Source organism: Acinetobacter sp. UBA3025, assembly GCF_002367915.1.
Classification (GTDB): domain Bacteria; phylum Pseudomonadota; class Gammaproteobacteria; order Pseudomonadales; family Moraxellaceae; genus Acinetobacter.
The window spans coordinates 1-5,020 of record NZ_DFDO01000075.1; the positions used below are offsets into that span (position 1 = coordinate 1).

The window sequence follows — 5,020 nt, forward strand, 5'->3', positions numbered from 1 at the left end:
GAGTTTTAAGGTTAAAAATTTAAATTAATCAAATCTCGTCTTAACTGAATCACTTCTATGTCCCCCGATCGTTCACTCTACAAAGGTACTTCCGGAACACAACGTATTTTCAATGCTACTCGTTATTCCGCGGCCGGCCTTAAAACAGCCTTCCGAACTGAAGCAGCCTTTCGGCAGATCGTGCTGATTAACCTGATTTTGATTCCTCTTAGTTTTTGGATATCACAGAGTCTAGCTGAGCAAGCACTCATGGTGGCTGTGTGCCTGCTAGCACTGATTGTTGAACTGATTAACTCAGCAATTGAGGCAGTAGTGGATCGTATTTCCATAGAACAGCATGAGTTATCCAAAAATGCTAAGGATATGGGCAGTGCCGCCCAGTTTGTCGCACTCAGTTTAATTACCGTAACTTGGGGCATCATTTTAATCGGTCATTCGTTTTGATCTCATTTCTGCTACAACGACAAGAATGGAATATTTAAAATGTCGTCCGAACGATCTCGTTTTTTACTGAATCAAATATTGCTACTGAGTTTCAGTTTTTTGCTTCTCTGGAATTTTTTTGATGTGGGTGGAGTCATTGATTTAAAACTAATCTATCCATTTATCGATGGTCAGGGACAATTTCCCCTCCGGCAAGATTGGGCACTGGCAGAGTTGAATCATCGTTATATCAAAGATCTGTTAATTCTAGTTTATATAGTGCTATTCATTGGTTGGATGGTCGCACTAAAATGGCAATCTTGGCATAAGAGACGTTGGGAATTAGGTTATTTCTTTATAATGGTAGTGCTTACAACTGGGATAATCGGAATTATCAAATCCCAGTCAGTTCATGCCTGTCCTTGGGATATGGTAACACCTACATCTAATGGATTTTTATGGGATTTCAGTGCTACCGCTGGACATTGTTTTCCTGGTGGACATGCATCTAGTGGTTTTGCATTAATGACAGGCTATTTTGTTTATCGCACTGTAAACCGTCAGCGGGCTTATTTTTTTCTAATCGCTGCAGCGATCTTAGGCTTCGCTATGGGCTGGGCACAAATGATGCGGGGGTCACATTTCCTGAGTCACAACCTGTGGACTGGCTGGGTGATTTGGTGCATTAATATCATTGGTTATGTTTTATTTAGCCACAAAATGCCAGTTGAAAAAAACGCTTCCTTGCTCGCTAGCATCAAACAGCCTTAATACCTAAAAGACAAAAGTCTATCTATTTAGGCTTCGACCAAGGCAAATTTCACTTGTACACACAGACCACCTAAGCTGCTACTTTTTGAAAATTCTAAAGTACCGCCCAAACGTTCAGTTGCTTTATCCACAATTGATAAACCTAAGCCACTACCAATTTCAGCATGGTTATGAACCCGATAGAATCTCTGACGAATTTGGTTAAATTGCGCTGGATCAATCCCTGCTCCACTATCTTCTATCTGTAGAATCGCCTGTTGACCTTGCTGCAATATCGATACATTGATCACGCCATGCTCTGGGCTGTATTTAATTGCATTATCAATCAGGTTATAAATAATCGAGTGTAGGGTTGAGGCCTGGCCCTGAATCAACAATTCTTGCTGTTGTTCTACTCCTAAATCAATTTCTTTTTGTAGTGCCAGCTGGATCAACTGCTCAATGCAGGCGACTGTCATTTGATTCAGAGACAGGGATTGTACAGGCTCAGTTAAACCTTCTGTGACATCCTGTTTAGCCAGACTTAACAGTTGATTTACCAGATGTTGCATCCTTAAGATGCCCAGACTCAAGTTGTGCAAGGCATCACTTTGTGGAAATTGCTGTAATAAGATCTGCAACTGTAAATTCAAAGCTGTCAGTGGTGTACGTAGTTCATGTGCAGAGTCTGCTACAAATTGACGCTGCTCTTGTTGGGCTAAGGAAATACGGCCAAACAGGTAATTCATTTCCTGAATGGTCGGTTCTAGCTCCAAAGGATATTCTTTCATTTCAATTGGTTTTAATTCTTGAGCCTTACGGCTGGCCAATTCTGTTTTAAAATCAATAAGAGGCTGAAAATTTCTCCGAATTACCCAGCTTAAACCGAATATAGCAAAAGGAAGAAATAGTACATAAGGGAGAAACATATTCACTGCGAGCTCCAATGCTAGATCTTGCCGGACATTTTTTTGCTGGCTTACTTGGATCTGTAATTGGTCTCCAGGAATGATATAAGTTAGCCAGGTCCCGTATGGGGTTTGATGTGTATAGAATCCTGCTTTCTTGACCGATGCAACCAAAACATCCTGTGGATGTAATGTAGTATCTGTATAAGACCAAATATCTACAAATAAATCTTCTTCACTATACTGTTTTTCTAAATCAATCTCGCTTTGTAGCGGTTCAGGATGATTTTCTGCAATGCGCTCTGCGAGACTTTGCATCTGTTTGTCCAAGACTTCATTAATTTCTTCAAGTGCAATCTGGTATGCCGCAAAGATTAGTACACAGCCTAATACTACGCTAAACAATGAAATATAAATAATTAGACGTTTTTGCAAGGAATAGCGTTTTTTCATCATGCTTTACCCTAAGCGATATCCTAGTCCACGAATCGTCCGGATAAAGTCTTTCCCTAATTTGGCCCGCAGATGATGAATATAGACTTCCACAGTATTACTACTTACATCACTATCGAAATCATAAAGTTTGTCTTCTAAATCATTTTTAGAAAAAATTTTGTTTGGATACGTTAATAGTGCGGTGAGAATAGACCATTCTCGATTAGATAATTCGATAGCCTGTCCGTTAAATAATGCGATGTGTTGCTCAATATCCAATTCCAAACCACTGTGTAATAACTTCTTATTAGTATCTTTCTCAATATTTATACTTCCACTTCGACGCATTAAAGCGTGAATACGTGCCAGTAGCTCGTCAAATTCATAAGGTTTAATTAAGTAATCATCTGCCCCATCATTCAGTCCATCTACCCGGTTTTGTAGCTGATCTCGAGCAGAAATAATCAGGACAGGTAAACTTGGAAACTTTTGACGGATATTTTTAAGTACCAGCATACCATCCATCATTGGCAAACCCAGATCTAGCAGGACAATATTATAATTTTGCTGTTGTAGCTGTTTTAAGCCATCAATGCCATTGTTGACCCAGTGCACATCAAATTGATGGAGCTTGAGCAATGTTTTAGTTGACTCGGCAATCATGAAGTCATCTTCAATAATCAATATTTTATGCATCTCAAGCTCTGTTCTTTAATGATGATGAGCATTGTGCAAGCATATCATTTTTAGCTTCAATCACTTGCGTTTTTATACCCAGCAAACTCAATAAACTCGGGAACAGATTATCCTGACTGAGCATCTTACCGGTTTGTGCTTTGAGACAGTTGACCTGCTGGGTATTGTACTGTTGCCAATACTCTGAAAACCACATCAACATTGGAACATGGGTCTGTTGCGTTGGTGCTATGCCATAAGGGGCACCGTGCAGATATAGACCATGTTCTCCGGTAGATTCACCATGATCAGACAGATACCAGAAACCAGTTTGATATTGTTTTTGATCCTGCAACGTTTTGATCATCTGAGCAAGGACATAATCTGTATAGACAATAGAATTATCATAGCTATTTTTTAGCTCATCGGCGCTACAGCCCTGAATAGCATTGGTATTACAGGTTGGTTGGAAAGGTTGGTATGGTGATTTGGAGCGTTTGAAATAAGCCGGACCGTGGCTGCCCATTTGGTGCAGAACGATCAACTGTGGTTTTTGATTATTTTTATCGAGATGTGACAAATAATCTTTCAGACTATCTACCAATATTTCATCAAAACATTCACCTTCAGCATCACACCACTTTTGTTTCAGTTGAGTGGGAATTTGATAATTTTGAATCCGGTTACAGGCACCTTTACAGCCAGAATTATTATCAATCCAAGTCACTTGATAACCAGTACGCTGAGCAATATCTAGTAATCCTTCACGATGGCTAGCCAACTGTTCATCATAGTTTTGACGTGTCATCCCTGAAAACATACACGGTACTGAAACAGCTGTGGCAGTTCCGCAAGAACTGACTTGATTAAAATTTATCACCTGCAGTTTGCTCAGTTCAGGATTTGTATTACGTGCATAGCCATTTAGAGCAAAGCTCTCAGCACGTGCAGTTTCCCCTACTACTAGCACCATCAATTTAGGTTTGCTTTGCATTTGAGTCTGCTGAAGTAGATGTGCATCTTCACCAAAGGTCACCAATGGCAAATTTGCTTTAGGGGCTTTTTTCTTATAATAGGATAATGTAGATGCAATACTGTTTTGTGGGGAGATCATCCCTTTCAGGTCACGATGCTCACGAAAGATGGCAGCATAATCGACATAAAAACAGAATAATAAGCTGAGTATTAATCCGAGTGAAAGTACACTGCTCAAACTTTTATGCAACAATTGACGCCCCAATGATACAGGCTGAATTTTAAGTATCCACACGATAAAGAGTGGGAAAATGACAAATACCAATGTCCAGATAATTAATCGTATTGACCAAAGATCCCGAATTTCACGAACATCAGTTTGTAACATATTCTGGATCTGGTCTGGGGTAATGACTACACCTAGACTATTAACAAAATAAGCACTAAAGCCACCCAGAATGATCAGAATACTGGCTAGTATTTTGGCATTCCACTTCCAGATAAGCCATTGTAATACCAAATAATAAAAGCCAATAACAACCAAGACTGTCGTAGCTAATAATGCCCATGCTTTGAAATTGCTATGGGGCGTCAGTTGATGAATGTTTTGATAAAAAGAAAAATTCAAAACTAATCCCAACCAAATAGCGAGCATCAGATTAAATCTTGCTAAACGAATTGGTTTGATTTGAAGAAGGCTTGGAAAAGAAGTCAGTTTAAGCATTTTTTAAGTTCGAAGACTTTAATATGCTTTAGCCTAAAATTTGAACCTTAAAAATGACTTAAAATAATCTGAGAACTACAAAAACTCAGACATATTTTAATTTCAAATCGGCTTTGTTGCATAAATATGT

At 39.1% G+C, this 5,020-nt stretch carries 5 protein-coding genes; 2 read left to right on the forward strand and 3 right to left on the reverse strand.

From position 1 onward, the window contains the following. Nucleotides 1–57 precede the first annotated feature (57 nt). Together B4J23_RS02935 and B4J23_RS02940 are read left to right on the forward strand one after the other, a co-directional pair. Nucleotides 58–444 carry a diacylglycerol kinase gene (locus B4J23_RS02935; protein ID WP_180031424.1) on the forward strand — a complete coding sequence of 129 codons (387 nt, stop codon included), beginning with the start codon at nucleotides 58–60 and terminating at the stop codon, nucleotides 442–444. Nucleotides 445–483: 39 nt separating this feature from the next. Next, entirely contained in the window at nucleotides 484–1,194 is a 711-nt protein-coding gene (locus B4J23_RS02940; protein WP_291358718.1) for a phosphatase PAP2 family protein, read from the forward strand. Between the two features lie 26 nt (nucleotides 1,195–1,220). Here B4J23_RS02940 and B4J23_RS02945 read toward each other — a convergent pair whose 3' ends face one another. From B4J23_RS02945 to B4J23_RS02955, 3 genes are read right to left on the reverse strand one after another with little or no spacing between them, the layout of a single operon-like run. Further along, nucleotides 1,221–2,534 carry an ATP-binding protein gene (locus tag B4J23_RS02945; RefSeq protein WP_171505583.1) on the reverse strand — a complete coding sequence of 438 codons (1,314 nt, stop codon included), beginning with the start codon at nucleotides 2,532–2,534 and terminating at the stop codon, nucleotides 1,221–1,223. 6 nt (nucleotides 2,535–2,540) lie between these two features. Continuing rightward, nucleotides 2,541–3,212, reverse strand: coding sequence for a response regulator transcription factor (locus B4J23_RS02950; protein WP_004780026.1), 672 nt, complete (start codon nucleotides 3,210–3,212; stop codon nucleotides 2,541–2,543). Nucleotide 3,213: 1 nt separating this feature from the next. Then, the gene (locus B4J23_RS02955) at nucleotides 3,214–4,890 is read right to left on the reverse strand and encodes a phosphoethanolamine transferase (RefSeq protein ID WP_034705596.1); all 1,677 of its coding nucleotides are present in this window, start codon (nucleotides 4,888–4,890) and stop codon (nucleotides 3,214–3,216) included. Nucleotides 4,891–5,020 lie beyond the last annotated feature (130 nt).

What these genes read in the sequence shown, in the direction of transcription:
- B4J23_RS02940 (WP_291358718.1), top strand. Translation starts at nt 484, where the DNA reads ATGTCGTCCGAACGATCTCGTTTTTTACTGAATCAAATATTGCTACTG.
- B4J23_RS02935 (WP_180031424.1), top strand. Translation starts at nt 58, where the DNA reads ATGTCCCCCGATCGTTCACTCTACAAAGGTACTTCCGGAACACAACGT.
- B4J23_RS02955 (WP_034705596.1), bottom strand. Translation starts at nt 4,890, where the DNA reads ATGCTTAAACTGACTTCTTTTCCAAGCCTTCTTCAAATCAAACCAATT.
- B4J23_RS02950 (WP_004780026.1), bottom strand. Translation starts at nt 3,212, where the DNA reads ATGCATAAAATATTGATTATTGAAGATGACTTCATGATTGCCGAGTCA.
- B4J23_RS02945 (WP_171505583.1), bottom strand. Translation starts at nt 2,534, where the DNA reads ATGAAAAAACGCTATTCCTTGCAAAAACGTCTAATTATTTATATTTCA.